We start from the raw sequence: 23,249 nt of genomic DNA, 5'->3' as shown, positions 1-23,249 counted from the left end.
GACATGGATGCTCCTCGATGCGTTACTTGACCAGCGTGACGGGCAAGTCCGTCAGGTGCAGGACGCGGGTCGCGACCGAACCCAGGAACCAGGACGAGACGGAGCCCAGGCCGCGCGAGCCCATGTAGATCTCGTCGGCGTCGGATTCGTCGGCGACGCGGACGATGGTGTCGGCCGCCGCGCCCACTTCGACGCGCGCCTGGAAGGGCACGCCCGCCTCGCTCAGCAGGGCGCTGGCGGCCTGCAGGGCGGCCTGGCCTTCTTCCTGGTGGTAGGCGTCGATCTCGGCCTGGGACAGGCCGCGGCCGATCTTGCCCGCCTGCAGGGGAACCTGGACGGTGAGGAGTTCCACGCGCTCGACCGGATCGTAGCGGCGGGCGTCCAGCAGGGCCTGGACGGCGTGGGTGGACTGTTGCGAGCCGTCCACGGGGATCAGGATGCGTTTCATGAGCGTCTCCTTGTGCGCGCCGCGGTCGGCGGCGCTGTCCACTGTATCCCAATTATTCGCCGAATCCCGCCGGCGGGGAATGCGCGGCGTCAAGCCGCGCCCGGTCAGCGCCAGCGCTCGGGCAGGGTGTCCGCGGCCAGCGCCTGTCCGAGCAGGCGGCTGGCCAGCCCGCCCAGGGAGCCGGCGGCGCCGCTGGTCTCCAGCCGCAGCGCGCCCGGCCCGCCGGCGCGCAGCAGGCCGCGTTCCTGCAACTGGTGGCGCAGCCGGCGCGCCACGGGGGCGCCGGTTTCCAGCAGCGGCACGCCGGGGCCGGCGGCCGCCTGGATCGCGTCGCGCAGGAAGGGGAAATGCGTGCAGCCCAGCACCAGCACGTCGGCCCCGGCCTCGCGCAGTTCCGCGACGGGGGCGCGCACGGCGGCCTCGGCCTCGGGGCCATGGAGCACGCCCCGCTCCACCAGCCGCACCCATTCGGGGCAGGGCCTGAACAGGATGCGGACCTCCGGCGCCTCGCGCTGGATCAGCGCGGCGAACTTGGGGCTGGCCAGGGTGCCGGTGGTGGCGAACACGCCCACCACGCCGCTGTGGGTCAGGTGCGCGGCGGGCTTGATGGCGGGTTCCACCCCGATGATGAGCAGCCCGGGATGGCGCTGGCGCAGCGGCGCGATGGCCGCCGCGGTGGCGGTGTTGCAGGCCACCACCATGGCCTTGGCCTGGCGCGACACGAAATAGTCGGCCAGCGCGCCGGCCCGGCGCTCCACGTATTCGCGCGTCTTTTCGCCATAGGGCACGTGGGCGGAATCGGCCACGTAGAGCAGGGATTCGTGGGGCAGGGCATCGCGGATGGCGCGCAGCACGCTCAGTCCGCCGACGCCGGAGTCGTAGATGCCGATGGGAGATTCGGAAAACATGGAAGCAATGCGGATTGCGGGTGTCCGGCAGTGTAGCGCCAGCGCGCCCCTCACCCCTGGGCCAGCGATTCCTTGCGGTGCTGGCGGGCTTCCTCGATCAGCCTGCGGGCGGCCCCGGACAGCGGGGCGTCGCGCCAGATCAGGTTCAGCGGCGCGCGCAGTTCCGTGGGCTGGCTCACGCTGACGTAGACCACGCCTTCGATGTTCACGCGGCGCAGCGAGGCGGGCACCAGCGACACGCCCAGCCCGGCCGCCACCAGGCTCAGCGTGGACAGCATGCGCGGCGCCTCCTGCGCGACGCGCGGGCTGAACCCGGCGGCGCTGCACGCGGCGATGATGGCGTCGTACAGGCCGGGGCCGCTGTGGCGGCGGTACAGGATCAGGGATTCGTCCGCCAGTTCGGACAGCGCGATGCGCTTGCGCGCGCGCCCCTTGACGGCCGGATGGTCGGCGGGAAACGCCGCCAGCATGGTTTCCTCCAGCACAGTCTCCATCGCCACGCCGCGGTCGGGGCCGTAGGCCCCGCGGATGAAGGCCACGTCCACGCGGCCCTCGATGACGTCCTCCATCAGTTCGCCGGTGCTGCTTTCCTCGAGCACCAGCCGCACGTTCGGCGCGACTTCCCGGAAGCGCCGGATGACGGAGGGCACGAAGGGGTGGAACGCGGCCGACCCGGTGAAACCGACGGTCAGGCGCCCGGCCTCGCCCAGCGACACGCGGCGCACGCCTTCCACCGCCTGTTCCGTCAGCGCGATGATGTTGCGCGCGTCGTCCAGCAGCGCGCGGCCGCTTTCGGTCAGTTCCATGCCCCGGGGCAGGCGGTGGAACAGCGTCACCCCCAGCTCCTGTTCCAGCACGCGGATCTGCTGGGACAGCGGCGGCTGGCGGATGCCCAGCCGCGCCGCGGCCTTGGTCAGGTGGGATTCCTCGGCCACGGCCACGAAGTAGCGCAGCAGGCGCAAATCGACGGATGCCATATTCAACCAATATGATTCATGAGTTGGTCATATATTAGACATTATCCAAGGGGAGGAGTAGGCTGCAATTTCTTTATCCACCCCCCGAGCACCTCCAGTGTCCGTTTCCCACGCGCCGGCCCCGCCGGCGGCACAAGACGCCCGCGCCGCTTCCCGGACAGCGGGCGCGCCCCGGGACGGCACGGCCACAACAACGATGAACGCAGCACCTTCCGCACCCGAGGCCGCGCTGCGGCCTCCGCCCACTTGCGGGCAATTGTTCTATGGATTCCTCATGCTGGGCCTGACCGCCTTCGGCGGCGCCCTGCCGCTGGCGCGCCGCATGGTCGTCGAGAAGCACCGCTGGCTCAGCGGCTCCGAATTCACCGATCTGCTGGGGCTGTGCCAGTTCCTGCCCGGCGGCAACATCATCAACCTGTCGGTCGCGCTGGGCATGAAGTTCCGCGGGCCGCGCGGGGCCTTCGCGGCGCTGATGGGGCTGATCCTGGCGCCGTCGGCCATCGTGGTCATGCTGGGCATGGTGTACGACCGCTTCCAGAACGATCCGCACATCCAGCACCTGTTCGCCGGGCTGGCGGCCGCCGCGGCGGGGCTGCTGATCTCGATGGCGGTGAAGGTCGGCGCGCCGGTGCTCAAGCGCCGGGACTGGCTGGCCGGCCTGGTGGCCACGGCCTGTTTCGTCGCCATCGCCGTGCTGCGCATTCCGCTCCTGCCCACCATGGCGGTGCTGACGCCGCTGAGCATCCTGATGGTCTGGAGGCAACGCCGATGATCCATACCCTGATCGCGCTGGCCCTGATTTTTTCCGAGCTGTCGGTGCTGGCGTTCGGCGGCGGCAATACCATCCTGCCCGAGATGCAGCGCCAGGTGGTGGAAGTGCACGGCTGGATGACGGCGGCCGACTTCTCCGCGCTGTTCGCCCTGGGGCAGGCCGCCCCGGGCCCCAACCTGATGGTGGTCACGCTGGTCGGCTGGCACGTGGCGGGCGGCCTGGGCGTGCTGGTCACCACCATCGCCAAGTTCGGCCCGTCCTCGGTGATCACGGTCCTTGCCCTGGGCCTGTGGGAACGCTTCAAGGACCGCCCCTGGCGCGGCGTCATCCAGGCGGGCATCTTCCCGATGACGGTCGGGCTGGTGGCCGCCAGCGCCGCGCTCATCACCGAGGCGTCGGCGCATACCTGGCTGCTGGGCGCCATCACCGCCGCGGTGGCGCTGCTGGGCAGCGTCACCCGCATCCATCCCCTGTGGCTGCTGTTCGGCGGCGCGCTGGCCGGTTTGCTCGGCATCGGTTAGGGTAGGGCCTACCGCGCTGCGCGCCCAGGAGCCCGCCATGCCGCCGATCAAGGACTTCGAGCCCGAGACCGACGTTTCGCCCGTCGCCAGCCTGCCGTTCTTCCATGCGCACCTCCGCCTGGTGCTGTGCGCGGGCCTGCTGCTGGCGGCGGCCGGCGGCCTGTACGCCGCGGGCGTGCCGGCGATGCTGGCGCTGCTGCTGGGGTTCGACCTCGGGGCGCTGGTCTTCCTGGTGATGACGGCGCGCGTATTCGGGCGGACCAGCGCCGCGGCCATGCGCCGGCATGCTCAGGAACAGGACGTCGGGCGCACCGGCGTGCTGTGGAGCAGCGTGGCGCTGTCCTGCATGGTGATGATGGCATTGTGGGTGGAGCTGAGGGCCGAGGCCGGCGCGAGCAGCGCGATCGCCATGCTGGCCGCCGCCGCGACCATCATCCTGTCGTGGCTCTACATGAACATGATCTTCGCGCTGCATTACGCGCATGGCTACTACGGCCACCGCAACGCCATGCACAAGGGGCTGGACTTCCCCGGCACGGAAGAGCCCGACTACTGGGATTTCGCCTATTTCGCGCTGGTGCTGGGCATGACGTTCCAGGTGTCGGACGTGCAGATCGTGAACCGGCGGCTGCGCCGCACCGCCCTGACGCACAGCGTCATCGCGTTTTTCTTCAATGTGTTCATCATCGCCATCAGCGTGAACGTGGCGGCGGGGCGGGTGTAGCCGGGCGCGGGCCGCGGGCTTGCGCCCGCGTCCGCGGCGCGGTTCAGGCCGCGGCCAGGCGCCAGAGCGACGTGACTTCCTTCGACCGCGCCGCGTGCAGCGGGTCGGACGCGTCCTTCGCGCGCCCGTGCGTGGGCCGGGTGTCCGTCCGGTCCTCCACGCGCAGGCCCGCCTGCCGGATCATGTCCAGCAACTGCTCGCGGCTGCGCAGGCCCAGGTGTTCGGCCAGGTCCGACAGGATCAGCCAGCCCTCGCCGGCGGGCGCCAGGTGCGCGGCCAGGCCGTCCAGGAAGCCGCGCAGCATGCGGCTGTCGGGGTCGTACACGGCGTGTTCCACCGGCGAACTGGGGCGCGCCGGCAGCCAGGGCGGATTGCAGACGACCAGCGACGCCCGGCCTTCGGGGTACAGGTCGGCCTGCGCCAGTTCCACCCGGTTCTCCAGGCCGAGCCGTTGCAGGTTGTCGCGGGCGCAGGCCAGCGCCCGCGGATCCTGGTCCGTGCCGACGACGCGCTTGACGCCGCGGCGCGCCAGCACGGCCGCCAGCACGCCGGTGCCCGTGCCGATGTCGAAGGCGGTGTCCCCGGGCGGCAGCGGCGCGCTCGCCACCAGGTCCACGTATTCGCCGCGCAGCGGCGAGAACACGCCGTAGTGGGGATGGATGCGGGCGCCCAGCGCGGGGATCTCCACGCCTTTCTTGCGCCATTCGAAGGCGCCGATCAGCCCCAGCAGTTCCCGCAGCGACGCCACGTAGGGTTCGGCGGCGGGGCCGTGGGCGGCTTCGCAGGCCTGCCGCGCGTCGGGCGCGCGCCGCAGGGGAATGCCGTGGCCGGCGTCGAACGGGATCAGCAGCATGCCCAGGATGCGGGCGCGCTGCGACTGGATCTGGCGGTGCTGGTTGAAGGCGTCCAGCAGCGTGTCCACGGGCTTGCGGGGGCGCTTGTCGACGCGCCGCGTCATGGCCTGCAGTAACTGCCGCGCATTCTGGAAGTCGCCGCGCCACAACAGGCCGACGCCCTCGCAGGCCTGGCGGTAGGCCAGGTCCGCGGTCAGGGTGTCGTCCGCGAGCACGACGCGCCTGGGCGGCGCGGCGCCGCTTTCGGAGCGCCAGCGCGCGGCGCGCGGGGTCTGGTTTTCTTCCCAGCGGATTTCAGGAAGGGTCAACGTGTCGCTCCAGCAGGTTGGGGCGCGCGGGGCAGGGGAATCATGGGGGAAGCAAAAGAAAAGGGGCGCGGGCTGCCAATGTAGCAGCTTCGCGCCCCGCCGCGCCGCCTCTCGCGCCGCGCCTCAGTGGAACAGCACGACCGCCTTCTGCAGCGTGATCCAGATCCCCCAGGCCAGCGGGATGCCCACGCAGCCCCAGGCGAACAGCACCAGGGCCATGGGGGTGCGGAACGCCGAGGCGCCGACGCCGTGCGTTTCAGACGCGGCCGCGCGCTCGTGGGCCAGCGCCTTTTCGCGGGCCAGTTCCTCGTCGTTCATGAAGTACTTGGGGTTCACCGGCCGGATGGCCAGGTTGCACAGGAAACCCAGCACCAGCATGCCCGCCAGGATGTACATGGTGATGTCGTACACCTGCGCGCGCGGCACCCCGATGGACAACTGGTACTCGCGGATGTAGTTCACCAGCACCGGCCCGAAAATGCCGGCCGCGGACCAGGCGGTGAGCAGGCGGCCGTGGATGGCGCCCACCATCTGTGTGCCGAACAGGTCGGCCAGATACGCCGGAACCGTGGAGAAGCCGCCGCCGTACATGGACAGGATGATGCAGAAGGCGGCCACGAACAGGGCCAGCGCGCCCATGTGCGCGGTCCAGGGAACCGCCGCGTACAGCACGAAGCCCAGCACGAAGAAGATGAAGTAGGTCATCTTGCGGCCCAGCTTGTCCGACAGGCTGGCCCAGAAGAAGCGGCCGCCGATATTGAACAGGCTGAGCAGGCCGGTGAAGCCCGCCGCGATGGCGGCGATGGCGGCCATCTGTTCCTTGTCCAGTTGCGCGTAGCCCAGCTCGGGCTTGCCGAGCAGGCCGCCGCCGAACACTTCCTGCAGCAGCGGCGAAGCCATGCCCAGGATGCCGATGCCCGCCGTGACGTTCAGGCACAGCGCCCACCACACCAGCCAGAACTGCGGCACGCCCCAGACGCGCTGCACGTGCACGTGGCCCTTGGTGATCATGGCGTTGCCGGCATGCTTGGCGGGCGCGGTCCAGCCCGCGGGCTTCCAGCCGGTGGGCGGCACGCGGTAGCCCAGCGCGCCGGACATCATGAAGATGAAGTACACCGCCGCCATGGTCAGGAAGGTCTGCCAGACCCCGGGCGATTCGGGGGTGGCGAAGTGGCGCATCAGCAGGTCGGCCAGCGGCGCGCCGATCATGGCGCCGCCGCCGAAACCCATGATGGCCATGCCCGTGGCCATGCCGCGGCGGTCGGGAAACCACTTGATCAGGGTGCTGACGGGGGAGATATAGCCCAGCCCCAGCCCGATGCCGCCGATCACGCCGGACCCCAGCCACAGCATCCACATCTGGTGCAGATACACGCCGAAGGCGGAAATGACCAGGCCGCCGCACCAGCACAGGGCCGAGACCACGCCGGCCTTGCGGGGGCCGGCGCGCTCCAGCCAGCCGCCCCACAGGGCGGCCGAGCAGCCCAGCAGCACGAAGAACAGGGTGTACATCCACCCCATGGTCGAAATCTTCCAGTCGCAGCCGGTGGCGAACAGCTCCGCGGCCAGGCTCATGTCGGGCGGACACGCCAGCGGCTTGGCGCCGCCGACCGCCTTGGATAGCGGCAGCCAGAACACCGAGAACCCGTAGGCCATGCCGATGCACAGGTGGATGGCCAGCGCGGCCGGGGGAACCAGCCAGCGGGAGAAGCCCGGTCCGGCGATCGTGCGTTCCTTGTCGAAAAAACCCGGTTTTGAACCGGGCAGGTCCAGCGTGGCGGTGCTTTCCATATTGTCTCCTCAGGTGGTGCTCTATGGCGTGCTCGGATCGGATTGCAACGATCCGGCCGCCGCTTTCTTGTTTGAAACTCCAGTTGCCGAATTGCCGGCCGCCGCCGCTACTGCGCGCGGACGAGCGGCGTAAGGCGTTGGCGGTTCTGCGTGACCGCTTCCAGTACCAGGGGGTGCAGGCGTTCCTCGCCGGCGTCGCCGTCGGGACTCTGCTCCAGGAAGCCCAGGAGTTCATTGCGCATGCGCGGCTCCCAGAACTTGTGGATGTGGTTGGCCACGCCCTCCAGCGCTTCCTGCCGGTCGGGCATCGCTTCGAAAAACTGGCCGATGCGATTGGCCATGCGGATGAGGTTGCCGATTTCCATGCTTGCGTGAGGTCCGGTTCAGGTAGTGATGCGTTCAGGGTGGGAATACACCGTGGCGTCGTCGCCGCGCAGGAAGCCCAGCAGGGCCACGTTGGCGTCGTCGGCCAGGCGAATGGCCAGCGAAGTGGGGGCGGACACGGCCGCGAGCACCCCGACGCCGGCCGCCGCCGTTTTCTGCACCATCTCGAAACTGGCGCGGCTGGACACGGTGACGATGCCGCCGCCGGCGCGCATGTCCTGGCGCGCCAGCGCGCCGACGAGCTTGTCGAGCGCGTTGTGGCGGCCCACGTCCTCGCGCACCAGCGCCACGGCGCCGTCGGCGCCGGCCCAGCCGGCCGCGTGGGTGGCCCCGGTGAGGTCGTGCAGCGCCTGGCGCTCGCGCATGCCGCGCATGGCGGCTAGCACCGCCTGGACGCGCACGGGCGCGCCGCCGGCGACGGGCGCCACGGGCCGCAATACCTCGGGCAGCGTTTCCACGCCGCACAGGCCGCAGCCCGTGCGGCCGGCCATGGCGCGCCGGCGGGATTTCAGCCGCACTTCACAGGCGGTGGAAATCTCCACCTGGACCACGATGCCGTCGCATTGCCGCAGCAGGTCGATGCCGCGCACGTCGCCGATCCCGTCGATGATGCCCTCCGACAGCGAGAAGCCCACGGCGAAATCCTCCAGGTCGGCCGGGGTGGCCAGCATGGTGGCGTGGCTGATGCCGTTGAACTCGAGCGCCACCGGCGTTTCCTCGGCCACGCAGTCGGCGTCGGCGCCGAGGACGCCCGCGCGCAGGCGGGAGACCTGGACCTGCGCGCAGTCGGGGCGGGAGAGGGGCGGTGGCGTGGGCATGAAGGCGTCCTGGCGGTTCTGGCTGGCGGTTACTTCCCGGTCAGCGCCGCTTCGCTCTCTCGCGCCCGTTCGCGCAGGAGTTTCTGCTGGATGTCCGCAAAGCGCGACCATTGGCGCTGCCATTCCGAGGGCTGGGAAACGCGCGTGACCTGCACGGCGGTGACCTTGTACTCGGGGCAGTTGGTCGCCCAGTCGGAACTGTCGGTCGTGACGACGTTGGCGCCCGACTCGGGAAAGTGGAACGTGGTGTATACCACGCCCGGCTGCACCCTGTCGGTCAGCGTGGCGCGCAGCACGGTCTCGCCCGCCCGGCTCTGCACGCCCACCCAGTCGCCGTCGCGCACGCCCCGGTCCTCGGCGTCCTGCGGATGCAGCTCCAGCAGGTCCTCGCCATGCCACACTACATTGGGCGTGCGCCGCGTCTGCGCGCCCACGTTGTATTGCGACAGGATGCGGCCCGTGGTCAGCAGCAGCGGGAAGCGGCGCGTGCTGCGCTCGTCGGTGGGCACGTACTTGGTGATCATGAACCTGCCCTTGCCGCGCACGAATTCGTCGATGTGCATGATGGGCGTGCCGTCCGGCGCGTCGTCGTTGCACGGCCATTGCAGGCTGCCCATCCGGTCCAGCTTGTCGTAGCTGACGCCGGCGAACGTCGGCGTCAGGCGGGCGATCTCGTCCATGATCTCGCTGGGGTGGCGGTAGTCCATGGGATAGCCCAGCGCGTTGGACAGCGCCACGGTGACTTCCCAGTCGGACTTGCCGTTCTTGGGCTCCATCACTTTGCGCACCCGCGAGATGCGGCGCTCCGCGTTGGTGAAGGTGCCGTCCTTTTCCAGGAACGACGAGCCTGGCAGGAAAACGTGCGCGTACTTGGCGGTTTCGTTCAGGAACAGGTCCTGCACCACGATGCATTCCATGGCCGCCAGCGAGGCCGCCACGTGCTGCGTGTTGGGATCGGACTGCACGATGTCCTCGCCCTGGCAGTACAGGCCCTTGAACGACCCGGCGAGCGCGGCCTCGAACATATTCGGGATGCGCAGGCCGGGTTCGGGCTGCAGGGTCACGCCCCAGTCCCGCTCGAACTGCGAACGCACTGTGTCGTCGGAAATATGGCGGTAGCCCGGCAGTTCGTGCGGGAACGAGCCCATGTCGCACGAGCCCTGCACGTTGTTCTGCCCGCGCAGCGGGTTCACGCCCACGCCCTCGCGGCCGACGTTGCCGGTGGCCATGGCCAGGTTGGCGATCGCCATGACGGTGGTGGAGCCCTGGCTGTGCTCGGTCACGCCCAGGCCGTAGTAGATCGAGCCGTTGCCGCCGGTGGCGTACAGGCGCGCTGCGCCGCGCACGGCCTGGGCGGGCACGCCGGTGATTTCCTCCATCGCTTCCGGCGAGTTCTCGGGCAGCGACACGAAGTCGCGCCATTCCTTGAAGGACTTGGCTTCGCAGCGTTCGGCCACGAAGGCCTCGTCGATCAGCCGTTCGGTGGCGATCACGTGCGCCAGCGAAGACAGCAGCGCCGTGTTGGTGCCCGGCCGCACCTGCAGGTGGAAGTCGGCCTTGATGTGCGGCGAACTGACGAGTTCGATACGGCGCGGGTCGATCACGATCAGGCGGGCGCCCTGGCGCAGGCGGCGCTTCAGGCGCGAGGCGAACACCGGGTGGCCGCTGCTGGGGTTGGCGCCCATGACGATCACCACGTCGGTGTGCATGACCGAATCGAACGTCTGCGTGCCGGCGGATTCGCCCAGCGTCTGCTTCAGGCCGTAGCCGGTGGGCGAATGGCAGACCCGCGCGCAGGTGTCGACGTTGTTCGTGCCGAACGCCGCGCGCACCAGTTTCTGCACCAGCCAGGTTTCTTCGTTGGTGCAGCGCGACGAGGTGATGCCGCCGACCGCGTCGCGGCCGTACTGGCCCTGGATGCGGCGGAACTCGGAGGCCGCGTAGTTGATCGCCTCGTCCCAGGACACTTCCTTCCAGGAGTCGGTGATGCGCTTGCGGATCATCGGCTTGAGCACGCGCTCTTTGTGCGTGGTGTAGCCCCAGGCGAAGCGGCCCTTCACGCAGGAATGGCCGCGGTTGGCCTGGCCGTCCTTCCAGGGCACCATGCGCACCACTTCCTGGCCCTTCATTTCGGCCTTGAAGCCGCAGCCCACGCCGCAGTAGGCGCAGGTGGTCACGACCGAGTGCTCGGCCTGGCCCATCATGATGACGGTCTTTTCCTGCAAGGTCGACGTCGGACAGGCCTGCACGCAGGCGCCGCAGGACACGCACTCGCTGTCCAGGAAGGGCTGGTCCTGGCCCGGCGACACGCGCGATTCGAAGCCCTTGCCGGAGATCGTCAGCGCGAACGTGCCCTGGGTTTCCTCGCAGGCGCGCACGCAGCGGTTGCAGACGATGCACTTGGACGCGTCGTAGGTGAAGTACGGGTTGGATTCGTCCAGCGGGCTCTTGAGGTGGTTGGCGCCGTCGTAGCCGTAGCGCACGTTGCGCAGTCCCACCACGCCGGCCATGTCCTGCAGTTCGCAGTCGCCGTTGGCCGGACAGGTCAGGCAGTCCAGCGGGTGGTCGGAGATGTAGAGTTCCATGACGCCGCGGCGCAGTTCATGCAGCTTCGGCGTTTCGGTGTAGACCACCATGCCGTCTTCGGCCGGGGTCGTGCACGAAGCGGGGTAGCCCCGCCGGCCTTCGATCTGCACCAGGCAAAGCCGGCACGAGCCGAAAGGTTCCAGGCTGTCGGTCGCGCACAGCTTGGGAATGTTGACGCCGGCCTCCGCGGCCGCGCGCATCAGCGAGGTGCCGGCGGGCACCGTGATGGCCTGGCCGTCGATGGTCAGGGTGACGGTTTCGACGGACTCGCGCGCCGGCGTGCCCATGTCGCGATCGCGCTTGATGACGGTTTCTAGCATGGCGGTCTCGGGTTCAGGCCGCGTGCGCGGCAGGCTGGGAGGACTCGATGCCGAAGTCCTGCGGGAAGTGGTTCAGCGCCGACAGCACGGGGTAGGGCGCCATGCCCCCCAATGCGCAGAGCGAACCGCCCAACATCGTGTCGCACAGGTCGCGCAGCAGATGCACCTGCTGCTCGCGGTCGGGCCCGCCGGCCGCGATCTTGTCGATCGTTTCCATGCCGCGGGTGGAGCCGATGCGGCAGGGCGTGCACTTGCCGCAGGATTCGATGGCGCAGAACTCCATGGCGTAGCGCGCCATGCGCGCCATGTCGACCGTGTCGTCGAAGGCCACCAGCCCGCCGTGGCCGATCATGGCCGAGATCTGGATATATGCCTCGTAGTCCAGCGGCACGTCCCATTGCGATTCCGGCAGGTAGGCGCCCAGCGGCCCGCCCACCTGCACCGCGCGCAGCGGGCGCCCGGAGGCGCTGCCGCCGCCGAAGCCGTACAGCAGGTCGCGCAGGGTCAGGCCGAACGCCTTTTCCACCAGCCCGCCGTGTTTGAGGTTGCCCGCCAGTTGGAAGGGCAGCGTGCCGTGCGAACGGCCCACGCCGTAGTCGCGGTAGTACGCCGCGCCCTTGGCCAGGATGATCGGCACGGTAGCCAGGGAGATCACGTTGTTGATCACGGTGGGCTTGCCGAACAGGCCCGAGACGGCGGGCAGCGGCGGCTTGGCGCGCACCACGCCGCGCTTGCCCTCGATGCTTTCGAGCAGGGACGTTTCCTCGCCGCAGATGTACGCGCCCGCGCCCACGCGCACTTCCAGGTCGAACCGGCGTCCGCTGCCGTGCACGTCGTCGCCCAGCCAGCCCACGCCGCGGGCCCGCGCGATCGCGGCTTCCAGGGCGTCGATGGCCTGCGGGTATTCCGAGCGCACGTAGATGTAGCCGTAGGTCGCGCCCACCGCCAGGCCGGCGATGGTCATGCCCTCGATCAGCACGTAGGGGTCGCCTTCCATCAGCAGGCGGTCGGCGAAGGTGCCGGAGTCGCCCTCGTCGGCGTTGCAGACGATGTACTTCTGGCTGGCGGCGGCCGCGGCCACGGTCTTCCACTTGATGCCGGTCGGAAACGCCGCGCCGCCCCGGCCGCGCAGGCCCGACGCCACCATTTCGTCGACGATCTGCGCGGGCTCCATGGCCAGCGCGCGTTTCAGCCCTTGCAGGCCGCCGTGCGCGGCGTAGTCCTGCAGCGACAGCGGATCGGTCACGCCGACCCGCGCGAAGGTCAGGCGTTCCTGGTGCTTGAGGTAGGGAATCTCTTCGGTCAGGCCCAGGCGCAGCGCGTGGTCGCCGCCCGCCAGCCAGCCGGCGTCGAACAGCCCGGCGACGTCTTCGGGCTGGACGGGACCGTAGGCGACGCGCCCTTGCGGCGTGGCGATCTCGACCAGGGGTTCCAGCCAGAGCAGGCCGCGCGACCCGTTGCGCACGACCTGCACGGACAGGCCGCGCTGGTCGGCGATGCGTTCGATGCCGCTGGCCACCGCGTCGGCGTCCATGGCCAGGGCCGCGGCGTCGCGCGGCACGTAGATGACGATGGGAGCGCTCATGGCGTGGCCTCCAGCGTGCGGGCGATGAGGCGGTCCAGTTTCTCGGGCGTGACGCGGGCTTGCGGACGGCCGTCGATCATGACGGCCGGCGACTGGGCGCACAGGCCCAGGCAATACACCGGTTCCAGCGAGAAATTGCCGTCGGGCGTGCGGCCATGGAAATCGCAGCCCAGCGCTTCGCGCGCGTGGTCGGCCAGGCGGTCGCCGCCCATGGCCTGGCAGGACTCGGCGCGGCAGACTTCCAGCTTGTGGCGCGCCGGGGGTTCGCTGCGGAAATGCGGATAGAAGGTGATGACGCCGTGGACTTCGGCGCGCGACAGGTTCAGGGCCTCGGCGATGGTCTGCACCGCCGAGGCCGGGATACAGCCCAGTTCGTGCTGGACCGCGTGCAGCACGGGAAGCAGCGGACCCGGCTGGTCTTTCAGCCGGGCAAGGATGCGGGCGGTGGCCGCGATGGCCGGAGTGGGGGACGCCTGGGCCGCGTCCAGGGCCATCTGGCCGCCCCGGGCGCCGCCGCTGGACGCCAGATCGGATGTTGCCTCGCGCTGTTGCACGTCGGTCTCCTCCTGATTGCTGTTGTATGGGGCGGGATTTTTCCAGATTAATATGCTTTTAAAAACATATTAATTACCCGTCCGCTGCGTTATTTGTGTACTCTATCCAGGTACGCAAACGTCTTCAATAAGAAATAAATGACATATAAGTTCCGTATCGGTCTGCGGCCGCAATGGATGCTGGGCGGCGACGGCGAGTCGGCGCCCGTGCCCTTGCAGGACATGCTCGCGCTGCTGGCGGCCATCGACGCCACCGGCAACATCGCCGGCGCCTGCCGGGCCTGCGGGCTGTCGTACCGGCACGCCTGGGGCGTGCTGCGGCGCTTCGAGGAAATCTTCGGAACCCAGTTGCTCATCACCAACCGCCGCCAGGGCACCCAGTTGTCGCCGTTCGCGCAGCGCCTGCTGTGGGCCAACCGGCGCATCGACGCGCGCCTGATGCCCACGCTGGAGAGCATGGCTTCGGAGCTGCAGGAGGAACTGGAGCGCCTGCTGCCCGAGAGCGGCCCGCACTTGCGGCTGCACGCCAGCCACGGCTTCGCGGTGGAATCGCTGATGCAGCACATGGGCAACCTCAAGCCCGGCCTGGAATTGCGCTACCGCACCGCCATCGAGGCGCTGGCCTCGCTGGAGCGCCACGAATGCGACCTGGCGGGCTTCCAGGTGCCGCTGGGCGACTTCGAGGCGCCCATCATGGAACGCTACGCGCAGTGGCTGCACGCGGACGAATACGTGCTCATCCACCTGGCGGTGCGCAACGCCGGCCTGTTCGTCACGGCCGGCAATCCCAAGGGCATACGCGGCATGGCCGACCTGGCGCGCTCCGACGTGCGCTTCGTCAACCGCCAGATCGGTTCCAGCACCCGCTACCTGGTGGGGCTGATGCTGCAGCGCGCGGGGGTCTCGATCGGCGAGGTCCAGGGCTATGAGACCAATGAATTCACCCATATGGCGATCGCCGCGCACATCGCCAGCGGCATGGCGGACACGGGCGTGGGCGTGGAGACCGCCGCCTGCCGTTTCGGGCTGGATTTCATTCCGCTGGTGCGCGAACGCTATTTCTTCGCCATCCGCAAGTCGGCGCTGGAGACGCCGGCCATGCGCGATCTTCTATCCATCATGCGCAGCCCCGACTATGTCGGCTATGTCGGCCAGCTTGTGGGCTACGACGCCAGCGAAACCGGGCGGCTGCAAACCCTGGAAGAGGCTTTCCCATGACCGCCGGGCGCCGCGCGCCGGGATATGATGCTCCCATGAGCAAAGTGATACTCCTCGCCGATCGCCGCGGCGGCCGCCCGGCCCGGGCCGCGGCAGGGGAATTGCCGCCGGACGGCCAGCCCGCGCTCGACCTGCGCGCGCGTCCCCTGCGCGATCTCCGGATATCGGTCACGGACCGCTGCAACTTCCGCTGCACGTACTGCATGCCGCGCGAGGTCTTCGACGGCAGCTATACCTTCATGCCGCATTCGGCGTTGCTCTCCTTCGAAGAAATCAGCCGCCTGGCGGGCATCTTCACGCGGCTGGGCGTGGAAAAGATCCGCCTGACCGGCGGCGAACCGCTGCTGCGCAAGCACATCGAGAACCTGGTCGGCATGCTGGCCGGATTGCGCACGCCGCAAGGCCGCCCGCTGGACCTGACCCTGACCACCAACGGCAGCATGCTGGCCCGCAAGGCCGCCGAACTCAAGCACGCCGGCCTCACGCGCGTCACGGTCAGCCTGGATGCGCTGGATCCCGCCATGTTCCAGGACATGAGCGACAGCGGCTTCACGCCGGACGACGTGCTGCGCGGCATCGACGCCGCGGCCGAGGCCGGGCTGGCGCCGGTGAAGGTGAACATGGTGGTGCGGCGCGGCCTGAACGACGGCCAGATCCTGCCCATGGCCGAGCGCTTCCGCAACACCGGCCACGTCCTGCGCTTCATCGAGTACATGGACGTCGGCAACACCAACGGCTGGAACCTCGCCGAAGTGGTGCCCAGCCGGGAAGTGCTGGACCGCATCGCGGCGGTCCATCCGATCGAACCCGTCGCCGACGGCGAGATGGGGCGCGTGGCCGAACGCTGGCGCTACCTGGACGGCGGCGGCGAAATCGGCGTCATTTCCAGCGTCACGCACGCGTTCTGCGGCGGCTGTACGCGCGCGCGCCTGTCGCCCGAGGGCAAGCTTTTCCTGTGCCTGTTCGCGCATGAAGGCCACGACCTGCGGGCGCCGCTGCGCGATGGCGCCAGCGACGACGAACTGGCGCGCATCCTGGCGGGCATCTGGGCCGCGCGCGGCGACAACTATTCGGAACAGCGCGGGCGCAACATGGCCGACCCGTCGCGCAAGATCGAAATGAGTTATATCGGTGGCTGAATCCCCAATGGCGCCCGCGCGGGCCGATATCGCCGGCCTGATCCTCGCCGGTGGGCAGGGCGCCCGCATGGACGGGCAGGACAAGGGCCTGGTGCCGCTGCTCGGCGAACCCATGGTGGCGCACGTCGCGCGCCGCCTGGCGCCGCAGGTGGGGCGGCTCGTCATCAGCGCCAACCGGCACGCGGACCGCTATGCGCGGTACGGCGAAGTGGTGCGCGACGGCGAACCGGAACTGGGCGCCTGGCAGGGGCCGCTCCTGGGCATCGCGGCGGGACTGGCCGCGGCCCGCGGAGAAACGTGGCTGGTGGTGGCGCCTTGCGACACCCCGTTCCTGCCGTTCGACCTGGCCGCCCGGCTGATAGGCGCGGCGCAGGCCGGGCAGGCGCCCCTGGCCTATGCCGTGTCCGGCGGCCAGCGGCATTCGGCCTGCATGGCGCTGCGCACGTCGCTGTTGCCCGCCCTGCTCGGGTACTTGAGGGCAGGAGACCGCAAGGTGGGCCTGTGGCAGTCCCGGATGGGCGGCGTCGAAGCCCGTTTCGACGACGCGCCCGAGGCCTTCGTGAACCTCAATACGCCGGAGGAACTGGCGGCGGCGGAACGCTACGCCAGCCAGTGACGCAGGTCGTAGTAGGCGACCCGGTCTCCGTCCCGCACCAGCACGTCCGCCGCCAGGCGGGCCAGGCCGGTCGACCACGGCAGCGAACTGATCACGCCGGAACCCTGGTGGCCGTAAGGCACCAGTTCGGCGCTGCCGTCGTCCGCCAGGCGGCGCTGCACGCGCAGGAATTCCTCGCGGGCGTCCTGGCGCGGATGGTCCGTGCGCAAGGGCAACTGGCTGATCGGCGGGAAGAGCGTTTCGCGGCCTTGCATGCGGCGCATCAGCGGCGTGACCAGCATGGCGAACACCGCGTAGGCCGAGACGGGATTGCCCGGCAGGCTGACCACGGGCTTGCCGCCGATATTGGCCAGCGCCACCGGCTTGCCGGGCTTCATGCGCACCTTCCATAGCGACAACTCGCCGCCCAGGGCGGCCAGCGCGGGCTTGACCAGGTCGCGTTCGCCGACCGACACGCCGCCCACGCTCAGCACCAGATCGCAATCGGCCAGCAGCGTCTTGAACGCCGCCAGCAGGTCTTCCTCGGTATCGCGGGCGTGCAGCACGTGCACCGGCAGGGCGCCCATGCCGCGCGCAAGCGCGGCCAGCATGGGCCCGTTGGAGTTGTAGATCTGTTCGGTCGCGCGCGGCTGGCCGGGCGGGACCAGTTCGTCGCCGGTGGTCAGGATGCCCACGCGCAATTGGCCGAAGACCCGCACGCGGGCCAGCCCCTGCGAGGCCATCAGCGCCACGTGGGCGGCTTCCAGCAGCGTGCCCGCGGCCAGCAGCGGCGAGCCGGCCAGGGTGTCTTCGCCGCGGCGGCGGATGTGCTGGCCGGGTTTGGGCGGGCGCGAGATTTCCACGTGGCCGTCGGCTTCCGCCGTGTCTTCCTGCATGACGACGGTATCCGCGCCGGCGGGAATCAGGCTGCCCGTGAACAGGCGGATGGCGTGGCCGGGCTTGAGCGGTTCGGGCACGTCGCCGGCGTAGCAGCGCTGCTGGATGGGCAGGCGCACGCCGGCGCCCCAGTCGGCCACGCGCAGGGCGTAGCCGTCCATGGCGCTATTGTCGGCCGGGGGGATGTCCACGGTCGCGTCGAGATCGGCGGCCAGCACGCGGCCGGCGGCGTCGGCAAGATTGATTTCCTCGCTGCGCGGCAGCGGGCCCGCGGCGTTGGCCAGCAGGGTCTGGGCTTGGTCGAAATCCAGCATGGGTCAGTTGTCTTCTTCGCGGTTCTTGAAGTGCGTGGCGAAATTGCACGGGCGGTGGCGGCTGTCGAGCTGTTCGCGGAGGATCTGTTCCCAGGCGGTTTCGCAGGCGTTGTTGGAACCCGGCAGGCAGAAGATCAGCGTCTGGTTCGCGGAGCCGGCGAAGGCCCGGGACTGGATGGTGGAGCTGCCGATCTCGGTATGGGAGATCTGGCGGAAAAGCTCGCCGAAGCCGGGAATCTCGCGGTCCAACAGGGGCAGCACGGCCGCGGGCGTGTAGTCGCGGTGCGAGAAGCCGGTGCCGCCGGTCGTCAGGATGACCTGGACTTCCGGGTCGGCGATCCAGTCGCTCAGGATGCGGCGGATCTGGTAGACGTTGTCCTTGACGATGTCCCGGCGCACGCACTGGTGGCCCGCGCGCGCCAGGTTCTGGGCAAGCAGGTTGCCGGACGTGTCGTCGCCCGCGCTGCGGGTGTCGCTGACCGTCAGCACGGCGCAGGCCAGGGAAACGGGGCTTTCGTCGCTCATGGATGCTCCTTCTTTGTCGTTGAGGATTTTTTGCCGCTGGGCCGCCCCGAGGCAAAAACGGCCCCCTCGGGGGGCTGCAAGCGCGTAGCGTGCGGCGTGGGGGCCTTTTCATCCCAGGACTGCGTGCGGTCCTGGTCGGATTGGCGTTGTTCCACCCAGAAGCTGCCGCCGCCCGCGAGGGTCTCGCGCTTCCAGAAGGGCGCGCGGGTCTTGAGCGCGTCGATGATGTATTCGCAGCCGCGGAAAGCGTCGCCGCGGTGGGCGCTGGCCGCCGCCACGAAGACGATCTGGGCGTTGCGCGGCAGCGCGCCCACCCGGTGCACGATGACGGTGCCGTCCAGGTTCCAGCGGTCGCGGGCGGTCGCGGCGATTTCCTCGAGCTCGCGTTCGCACATGCCGGGATAGTGTTCGAGAAAGAGCGTGTCGGTGGGCGTATCCGGCGCGTAGTCGCGCACATAGCCCACGAAGGTGACGATGCCGCCCACGCCCGGCCCCGCGCGTTCGCGCAGCGCGGCCGTGAGCGCGGCGCCGTCGAAATCGGCTTCCTGGACGCTGATCATGGCGTTCACCCTCCGGTGACGGGTTCGAATACCGCGACCTCGTCGCCCGCGCGGATGGGGGCGGAGGGCTTGGCGTGGGTCTGGTTGATGGCCAGTTTCAGGCGCGCGGCGGGAGCAAGCTGGGGATAGCGTTCGCCCAGGGCGGCAAGCAGTTGCGCGCCGGTGGAATCCGCTTCCAGGGGCCAGGCCTCGGAGCGCTTGCCGACCAGTTCGGCCACGCGCGCGAAATAGAGAAGATTAATCGTTGCGCCATTCACCGCTTTTTCCTCCCGCCTTGTACTTGAGGCGAACTTGCTCGATCACGATGCCCTTGTCGGCGGCCTTGCACATATCGTAGATGGTCAGCGCGGCCACGCTGCAGGCCGTCATGGCCTCCATTTCCACGCCCGTCTTGTAGCTGGTGCGGCAGGTGGCCAGGATGTCGATGCGATGCGCGGCGTCGTCCAGCGCGAACTCGACGCCGACGAAGGACAGCGGCAGGCTGTGGCACAGCGGGATCAGCTCGGCGCAGCGCTTGGCGGCCAATATGGCGGCCACGCGGGCGGTGTTGAGGACCTCGCCTTTGCCCTGGCCCGGCTGGGTCAGCAGGCCGTAGGCCACGGCGTTCATGCGCACGCTGGCGGCGGCGATGGCCACGCGCTCGGTGTCCGTCTTGGCGATGACGTCGACCATGCGGACCTGGCCGGCTTCATCCAGGTGGCTCAAGGTAGGGGTGGACGTGGTCATGGGAATCGGGAGCGAGAATTGTTAATGATTGAAAAGGGCGGCCCCGGCTGGCCGGGCAAGGCCGCTGATACGCCTATGATAGACGAGCGGTGCAGGGGGCGCGATAATCGCGCCTGTAGTCATTAGAAGGACGGGATCGCACGGCCTTCAATTCGTATCAGGAGACGCGCAATGCCCTTGCGGATGCCAAAGCTTCGGTTGACACGCCGGGTCGGCAAGATTCTTCTGGGCATCGCGGCATTCATACTGATCCTCTTCGGCGTCGCCGCCTGGCAGGTCCCCAAGGTCCTGGGCAACGTCCTGACGCAGGACGTCTCCAAGATGATCGGCCGCGACGTTTCCGTCGGCAAAATCACCTTCAATCCCTTCACGCTGACCGTCCGCGCGCGCGACCTCGCCGTGGCCCAGCCCGGCTCGCCGACGCCGTTGCTGACGCTGGCCGAACTGGACGCCAGCGCCGCCTGGACCTCGCTGTTCTGGTTCGCGCCCGTCGTCGACCGCTTGACGCTGCGCGAGCCTAACATCGCCATCGTCCGCGAGGACGTCGCCCGGTTCAATTTCTCTGATATTCAGCAACGGGTGGCCGAATTGGCAGCCGCCAAGCCCGAAGAACCGCCCAAGCCGGACGAAGGGCCGCCCCGTTTCTCGCTGAACAACATGGTCATCGAGAACGGCTCGGTCACGCTGGACGACAAGGTCACCGGCCGCAAGCAGGTCGTGGACGAGCTGGGCGTGGGCGTGCCGTTCATTTCCACCTTCGGCTATGCCACCGACATCGACGTCCAGCCCCGCCTGCACCTGCGCATCAACGGCAGCCCCTTCGACCTGACCGGCGTGGCCCGTCCGTTCGACGTGGTGCCTTCGTCCACCCTGCGCGTGGCCTTCAGCGGGCTGCAACTGGAAAAGTGGGCGGACGTCTGGCCCATGCCCCTGCCGTTCAAGGTCGAGAGCGCGCTGCTGGACTCCAACCTGCAGGTCGTCTTCGAGCAGCCCAAGGACGCGCCGCCCAAGATCCGCGTCGTGGGCGACCTCGGCCTGCGCAGGCTCGACCTGCGCGATACCGAGGGCCAGGGCCTGGCGGCCTGGAGCGCGCTGACCGTCAGCCGCCTGGAACTGGAACCGATAGCCCGCCGCGTCTACGTGGGCGAGGTGGGGCTCTGGGCCCCGCAGGTCCACGTGCGGCGCTACGCCAACGAGCACCTGAACTGGCAGGACGTGATCGCCCAGTTGAAGCAGCTTGGCGGCGTCGAGCCGACCGCCACGCCGGTGGCCGACAAGCTCAGGAAAGCCAGCGGACTGAAGCCGTCGGGCGACGCAGCGGAACAGGCCGCCCCGGCCGACGCGCCGCCGCCCGCGGCCCACGCCGCGGCGCCCGCGCCGGCGGCGGTCTCCGCCGATGGGGCCGCGCCCGCGGCGTCCGAACCCCAGCCCGCGCCCGCCGCGGCGCCCGGCGAGTGGAAGGTGGCGCTGGACGCCTTCAACCTGCATGAAGGCGAGGTGTACGTCACCGACGCCATCAGCAAGCTGGACTACGTCATGACCGGCCTGGCCGCCACGGTCGAGGGCGTGGCGCTGCCCCAGGTGAAGGACGAGCCCATCGACCTGTGGCTGACCATGGACAACAGCACCGACGGCGGCTGGCTGCGCGCCAAGGGGCCGCTGGTCCTGAAACCGCTGTCGCTGGAACTGGGCGTGCGCCTGGGCAACGTCGCGCTGGCCCCCCTGGCGCCGGCCGTGCGCAGCGCGGCGCCGGTTTCGCTGCTCGACGGCCGGCTGGGCGCGGCGGCCCAGGTGCACGTGCGCGAGCGCAACGGCGCCGTCGACGCGTCCGCCACCGCCGTGCAGGCCGACCTCACCCAGTTCAAGGCGCGCGACGAATCCCTCAAGCCCGCGCTGGACATCGCCCTGCAAAGCCTGCGCGTGACCGCCGACCGCGTGGCCATGGGGCCGGGCGAGAGCAACTTCACGCTGGCCGCCGACGGCATCCAGGGCAACGGCAAGCTGGGCCTGGCGGGGGCTTTCACGCTTCAGCCGCTGACCGCGAAGACGAGCGTGGACCTGTCGGAGCTGAACGTCGCGTCCTTCGCGCCGTACGCGGCCTCGAGCCTGAACGCCACCGTGCGCGCCATCACGCTGGGCGCCAAGGGCAACGCGGAATTCGCGGCCGCGGCCGGCGGCGCGCCCATGAAGGCCGGCTGGAAGGGCGGCGTCGAAATCACGGGCGTGGACCTCCAGGACCGGGTCAACAACGACGACTTCCTGAACTGGAAGCGGCTGGGCTTCTCGGGCATGGACATCTCGGTGGCGGGCGACAAGATCGGCGCCAGGCTGGGCGACATCGCGCTCGAAGACTTCTACGGCCGCGTGCTGCTCAATGCGCAGGGGCGCCTGAACGTCATGGACCTGGTGGCCGCGCCCGGCCAGGCCGGCGGATCCATCACGCAGGACACCCAGACGCCGGGCCGCAGCGCCGCGCCGCCGCCGGCGGCGGCCGCCAAGGGCGGCGGCGCCAGCGCCATGCCGGATATCTCGGTCAACAGCGTCACCCTGAACCGAGGCCGCATGACCTTCACGGACCGCTTCGTGAAGCCCAACTACGTGGCGGAACTCTCCAGCATCGAAGGTTCCATCACGGCGGTGTCGTCCACCAATCCCCAGCCCGCCAAGGTGAAGGTCACCGGCCGCGTCTACACGACTGCGCCCCTGTCCATCAGCGGCATCGTGCAGCCGTTCGCCAAATACCTGTCGCTGGACCTGAAGGCCTCGGCCAAGGGCGTGGACCTGCCGCGTTTCAACACCTATTCCGCCAAGTACGTGGGTTATCCCATCAAGCGCGGCAAGCTTTCGGTCGACCTGGAATACAAGATCAAGGACCGCGCGCTGCAGGCCTCCAACCACGTGGTGCTCAACCAGTTGACCTTCGGCGACAAGACCAACAGCCCCGACGCGACCAAGCTGCCCGTGCTGCTGGCTGTGGCCCTGTTGAAGGACTCGCGCGGCAACATCGACATCAACCTGCCGATTTCCGGATCGCTGGACGATCCCGAGTTCTCGGTCGGCGGCATCGTGGTCCGCGTGCTGATGAACCTGGTGGTCAAGGCGGTGACGTCCCCCTTCAGTCTGCTGGCTTCCGCGTTCGGCGGCGGCGAGGAACTGTCCTACGTGGAATTCGCGCCCGGCAGCGCGGCGCTGACGGAGGACAGCGTGCAGCGCATCGACACGCTGACCAAGGCTCTCCTGGACCGTCCCGCGCTGAAGATGGACATCAGCGGCCGGGCCGATCCCAAGACCGACATGGACGGCCTGCGCGAGGCCTGGGTCGATGGCCAGATCCGCGCCGCCAAGGCCGCCGACACCGCGCCGCGCGGCAAGAAGCCGAATCCGGCCGGCGTCCAGGTATCGGCCGCCGAGCGCGCCAAGTACCTCGAAGAGGTCTACGACGATACGGACATCAAGGACAAGCCGCGCAACTTCATCGGCATGGCGAAGTCCGTGCCGGCGGAGCAGATGGAACAGATGTTGCGCGGCGTGGCGCCCGTCGGCGAAGAGCAACTGCGGCAATTGGCGGATGCCCGCGCGCAGGCGGTTTATGAGAAGCTGCAAGCCCAGGAAGGACTCGCGGAACGGGTGTTCATCGTTGCGCCGCAACTGGACGCCGATGGCATCAAGGACGAGGGGCAGCCCTCGCGCGTGGACTTCTCCCTGAAGTGAACCCGGCTGGCCGC

At 69.3% G+C, this 23,249-nt stretch carries 21 protein-coding genes and 1 pseudogene; 7 read left to right on the top strand and 15 right to left on the bottom strand.

All coding sequences use genetic code 11. The annotated features are described in order from the left end of the window. Positions 1-22: 22 nt before the first annotated feature. From WHX56_RS28495 to WHX56_RS28485, 3 genes are all read right to left on the bottom strand, one after another. Positions 23-448, bottom strand: a complete 426-nt coding sequence (locus WHX56_RS28495; RefSeq protein ID WP_338879621.1) for a universal stress protein — start codon at positions 446-448, stop codon at positions 23-25. A gap of 104 nt (positions 449-552) precedes the next feature. Next, positions 553-1,356, bottom strand: coding sequence for a glutamate racemase (gene murI, locus WHX56_RS28490; RefSeq protein WP_338879620.1), 804 nt, complete (start codon positions 1,354-1,356; stop codon positions 553-555). Positions 1,357-1,406: 50 nt separating this feature from the next. Continuing rightward, positions 1,407-2,333, bottom strand: a complete 927-nt coding sequence (locus tag WHX56_RS28485; RefSeq protein ID WP_338879619.1) for a LysR substrate-binding domain-containing protein — start codon at positions 2,331-2,333, stop codon at positions 1,407-1,409. A gap of 196 nt (positions 2,334-2,529) precedes the next feature. On the opposite strand from WHX56_RS28485, the gene WHX56_RS28480 reads away from it, so the two are divergent. Genes WHX56_RS28480 through WHX56_RS28470 form a run of 3 tightly spaced genes read left to right on the top strand, consistent with a single transcriptional unit; the run spans position 2,530 to position 4,350 of the window. Continuing rightward, the gene (locus WHX56_RS28480; RefSeq protein ID WP_129246539.1) at positions 2,530-3,105 is read left to right on the top strand and encodes a chromate transporter; all 576 of its coding nucleotides are present in this window, start codon (positions 2,530-2,532) and stop codon (positions 3,103-3,105) included. Beyond that, a complete protein-coding gene (locus WHX56_RS28475) occupies positions 3,102-3,626 on the top strand; it encodes a chromate transporter (RefSeq protein WP_129246537.1) in 525 nt (174 codons plus the stop codon). The genes WHX56_RS28480 and WHX56_RS28475 overlap by 4 nt, the downstream gene beginning before the upstream one ends. A 37-nt stretch (positions 3,627-3,663) precedes the next feature. Continuing rightward, a complete protein-coding gene (locus tag WHX56_RS28470) occupies positions 3,664-4,350 on the top strand; it encodes a DUF1345 domain-containing protein (protein ID WP_129246535.1) in 687 nt (228 codons plus the stop codon). A gap of 43 nt (positions 4,351-4,393) precedes the next feature. On the opposite strand, the gene WHX56_RS28465 is transcribed toward WHX56_RS28470, so the two are convergent. The 7 genes from WHX56_RS28465 to WHX56_RS28435 form a co-directional block, all read right to left on the bottom strand. Next, positions 4,394-5,512: a class I SAM-dependent methyltransferase gene (locus WHX56_RS28465; protein ID WP_338879618.1), complete on the bottom strand. Its 1,119-nt coding sequence runs from the start codon at positions 5,510-5,512 to the stop codon at positions 4,394-4,396. Between the two features lie 123 nt (positions 5,513-5,635). Then, positions 5,636-7,303: an OFA family MFS transporter gene (locus WHX56_RS28460; RefSeq protein WP_129246531.1), complete on the bottom strand. Its 1,668-nt coding sequence runs from the start codon at positions 7,301-7,303 to the stop codon at positions 5,636-5,638. A 107-nt stretch (positions 7,304-7,410) separates the two neighbouring features. Beyond that, a complete protein-coding gene (locus WHX56_RS28455; RefSeq protein WP_129246529.1) occupies positions 7,411-7,668 on the bottom strand; it encodes a formate dehydrogenase subunit delta in 258 nt (85 codons plus the stop codon). 18 nt (positions 7,669-7,686) lie between these two features. Next, on the bottom strand, positions 7,687-8,505 hold the full coding sequence (fdhD, locus tag WHX56_RS28450) for a formate dehydrogenase accessory sulfurtransferase FdhD (RefSeq protein ID WP_338879617.1): 819 nt from the start codon (positions 8,503-8,505) through the stop codon (positions 7,687-7,689). A gap of 29 nt (positions 8,506-8,534) precedes the next feature. Continuing rightward, complete coding sequence (gene fdhF / locus WHX56_RS28445; protein ID WP_338879616.1) at positions 8,535-11,411, bottom strand: formate dehydrogenase subunit alpha; 2,877 nt, start codon at positions 11,409-11,411, stop codon at positions 8,535-8,537. Between the two features lie 13 nt (positions 11,412-11,424). Next, the gene (locus tag WHX56_RS28440) at positions 11,425-12,996 is read right to left on the bottom strand and encodes a formate dehydrogenase beta subunit (protein ID WP_129246523.1); all 1,572 of its coding nucleotides are present in this window, start codon (positions 12,994-12,996) and stop codon (positions 11,425-11,427) included. Beyond that, entirely contained in the window at positions 12,993-13,550 is a 558-nt protein-coding gene (locus WHX56_RS28435; protein WP_338879615.1) for a formate dehydrogenase subunit gamma, read from the bottom strand. The genes WHX56_RS28440 and WHX56_RS28435 overlap by 4 nt, the downstream gene beginning before the upstream one ends. A gap of 138 nt (positions 13,551-13,688) precedes the next feature. Here WHX56_RS28435 and WHX56_RS28430 point away from each other — a divergent pair, with 138 nt between their 5' ends. The 3 genes from WHX56_RS28430 to mobA are packed head-to-tail and all read left to right on the top strand — an operon-like array spanning position 13,689 to position 16,523. Further along, complete coding sequence (locus tag WHX56_RS28430) at positions 13,689-14,768, top strand: substrate-binding domain-containing protein (RefSeq protein ID WP_129246521.1); 1,080 nt, start codon at positions 13,689-13,691, stop codon at positions 14,766-14,768. Positions 14,769-14,803: 35 nt separating this feature from the next. Continuing rightward, positions 14,804-15,907, top strand: coding sequence for a GTP 3',8-cyclase MoaA (gene moaA / locus WHX56_RS28425; RefSeq protein WP_129246519.1), 1,104 nt, complete (start codon positions 14,804-14,806; stop codon positions 15,905-15,907). Between the two features lie 7 nt (positions 15,908-15,914). After that, the gene (mobA, locus tag WHX56_RS28420) at positions 15,915-16,523 is read left to right on the top strand and encodes a molybdenum cofactor guanylyltransferase MobA (RefSeq protein WP_129246545.1); all 609 of its coding nucleotides are present in this window, start codon (positions 15,915-15,917) and stop codon (positions 16,521-16,523) included. On the opposite strand, the gene glp is transcribed toward mobA, so the two are convergent. The 5 genes and pseudogenes from glp to moaC all read right to left on the bottom strand — a co-directional run bounded on the left by glp (position 16,508) and on the right by moaC (position 19,524). Continuing rightward, positions 16,508-17,713, bottom strand: a complete 1,206-nt coding sequence (glp, locus tag WHX56_RS28415; protein ID WP_129246517.1) for a gephyrin-like molybdotransferase Glp — start codon at positions 17,711-17,713, stop codon at positions 16,508-16,510. The genes mobA and glp overlap by 16 nt on opposite strands. A gap of 3 nt (positions 17,714-17,716) precedes the next feature. Next, the gene (gene moaB, locus WHX56_RS28410; protein ID WP_129246514.1) at positions 17,717-18,238 is read right to left on the bottom strand and encodes a molybdenum cofactor biosynthesis protein B; all 522 of its coding nucleotides are present in this window, start codon (positions 18,236-18,238) and stop codon (positions 17,717-17,719) included. A 107-nt stretch (positions 18,239-18,345) separates the two neighbouring features. Next, a pseudogene (locus WHX56_RS28405) lies at positions 18,346-18,798 on the bottom strand (molybdenum cofactor biosynthesis protein MoaE); the annotation flags it as partial. Between the two features lie 5 nt (positions 18,799-18,803). Beyond that, positions 18,804-19,055, bottom strand: a complete 252-nt coding sequence (locus WHX56_RS28400; RefSeq protein WP_129246512.1) for a MoaD/ThiS family protein — start codon at positions 19,053-19,055, stop codon at positions 18,804-18,806. Further along, entirely contained in the window at positions 19,036-19,524 is a 489-nt protein-coding gene (gene moaC, locus WHX56_RS28395) for a cyclic pyranopterin monophosphate synthase MoaC (protein ID WP_129246510.1), read from the bottom strand. Before moaC ends, WHX56_RS28400 begins: the two co-directional genes overlap by 20 nt. Positions 19,525-19,695: 171 nt before the next feature. Here moaC and WHX56_RS28390 point away from each other — a divergent pair, with 171 nt between their 5' ends. Next, positions 19,696-23,235, top strand: a complete 3,540-nt coding sequence (locus WHX56_RS28390; RefSeq protein WP_338879614.1) for a DUF748 domain-containing protein — start codon at positions 19,696-19,698, stop codon at positions 23,233-23,235. Positions 23,236-23,249: the final 14 nt, after the last annotated feature.

It is taken from the genome of Achromobacter veterisilvae (assembly GCF_037619525.1).
GTDB classification, from domain to species: Bacteria; Pseudomonadota; Gammaproteobacteria; order Burkholderiales; family Burkholderiaceae_B; genus Achromobacter; species Achromobacter veterisilvae.
This window is presented reverse-complemented; position numbering and strand designations above follow the sequence as displayed.

Excerpts from the sequence above, each read along its gene's own strand:
- WHX56_RS28495 (WP_338879621.1), bottom strand. The coding sequence starts at position 448 with ATGAAACGCATCCTGATCCCCGTGGACGGCTCGCAACAGTCCACCCAC.
- murI (WP_338879620.1), bottom strand. The coding sequence starts at position 1,356 with ATGTTTTCCGAATCTCCCATCGGCATCTACGACTCCGGCGTCGGCGGA.
- WHX56_RS28485 (WP_338879619.1), bottom strand. The coding sequence starts at position 2,333 with ATGGCATCCGTCGATTTGCGCCTGCTGCGCTACTTCGTGGCCGTGGCC.
- WHX56_RS28480 (WP_129246539.1), top strand. The coding sequence starts at position 2,530 with ATGAACGCAGCACCTTCCGCACCCGAGGCCGCGCTGCGGCCTCCGCCC.
- WHX56_RS28475 (WP_129246537.1), top strand. The coding sequence starts at position 3,102 with ATGATCCATACCCTGATCGCGCTGGCCCTGATTTTTTCCGAGCTGTCG.
- WHX56_RS28470 (WP_129246535.1), top strand. The coding sequence starts at position 3,664 with ATGCCGCCGATCAAGGACTTCGAGCCCGAGACCGACGTTTCGCCCGTC.
- WHX56_RS28460 (WP_129246531.1), bottom strand. The coding sequence starts at position 7,303 with ATGGAAAGCACCGCCACGCTGGACCTGCCCGGTTCAAAACCGGGTTTT.
- WHX56_RS28455 (WP_129246529.1), bottom strand. The coding sequence starts at position 7,668 with ATGGAAATCGGCAACCTCATCCGCATGGCCAATCGCATCGGCCAGTTT.
- fdhD (WP_338879617.1), bottom strand. The coding sequence starts at position 8,505 with ATGCCCACGCCACCGCCCCTCTCCCGCCCCGACTGCGCGCAGGTCCAG.
- fdhF (WP_338879616.1), bottom strand. The coding sequence starts at position 11,411 with ATGCTAGAAACCGTCATCAAGCGCGATCGCGACATGGGCACGCCGGCG.
- WHX56_RS28440 (WP_129246523.1), bottom strand. The coding sequence starts at position 12,996 with ATGAGCGCTCCCATCGTCATCTACGTGCCGCGCGACGCCGCGGCCCTG.
- WHX56_RS28430 (WP_129246521.1), top strand. The coding sequence starts at position 13,689 with ATGACATATAAGTTCCGTATCGGTCTGCGGCCGCAATGGATGCTGGGC.
- moaA (WP_129246519.1), top strand. The coding sequence starts at position 14,804 with ATGAGCAAAGTGATACTCCTCGCCGATCGCCGCGGCGGCCGCCCGGCC.
- mobA (WP_129246545.1), top strand. The coding sequence starts at position 15,915 with ATGGCGCCCGCGCGGGCCGATATCGCCGGCCTGATCCTCGCCGGTGGG.
- glp (WP_129246517.1), bottom strand. The coding sequence starts at position 17,713 with ATGCTGGATTTCGACCAAGCCCAGACCCTGCTGGCCAACGCCGCGGGC.
- moaB (WP_129246514.1), bottom strand. The coding sequence starts at position 18,238 with ATGAGCGACGAAAGCCCCGTTTCCCTGGCCTGCGCCGTGCTGACGGTC.
- moaC (WP_129246510.1), bottom strand. The coding sequence starts at position 19,524 with ATGACCACGTCCACCCCTACCTTGAGCCACCTGGATGAAGCCGGCCAG.
- WHX56_RS28390 (WP_338879614.1), top strand. The coding sequence starts at position 19,696 with ATGCCCTTGCGGATGCCAAAGCTTCGGTTGACACGCCGGGTCGGCAAG.